This window comes from Flavobacterium anseongense, assembly GCF_021608185.1.
In the GTDB taxonomy this organism is placed as follows: Bacteria; Bacteroidota; Bacteroidia; order Flavobacteriales; family Flavobacteriaceae; genus Flavobacterium; species Flavobacterium anseongense.
This window is the reverse complement of the sequence record NZ_JAKIHN010000033.1, coordinates 1-345: the sequence shown is the minus strand read 5'-3', so window position 1 is coordinate 345 and position 345 is coordinate 1. Positions and strand designations below refer to the sequence as shown.

The 345-nt window shown below is 49.3% G+C and carries 1 protein-coding gene; it reads right to left on the bottom strand.

The window, feature by feature from the left end; translation table 11 throughout:
- Nucleotides 1–345 (bottom strand): hypothetical protein (locus tag L1S35_RS13230; protein ID WP_236401461.1); only part of this gene is annotated, 345 nt, incomplete at both ends.

Here is a 345-nt window from a genome sequence, read left to right as displayed (position 1 = left end):
TCTGTTACGGCAGCACATCCACCACCAGCCGCAATGGTATAAGTAACGTTATAGGTTCCTGCAGTAGAAGTCGAAGGCGTAATGGCTCCCGTTGCAGGATTGATAGTCAGTCCGGCAGTAGAAGAATACACTCCACCGGTATAAGCCCCTGTTCCTGTTAAAGTCACGGATTGGGCAGTAGCCACAGAAGAACAAAACGGCGTTGTATAACTAATACTTGCCGTCGGCAGAGCCGTAATGGTTACTGAAGTTGTAGCTGTTACGGCAGCACATCCACCACCAGCCACAATGGTATAAGTAACGTTATAGGTTCCTGCAGTTGAAGAGGAAGGCGTAATGGCTCCG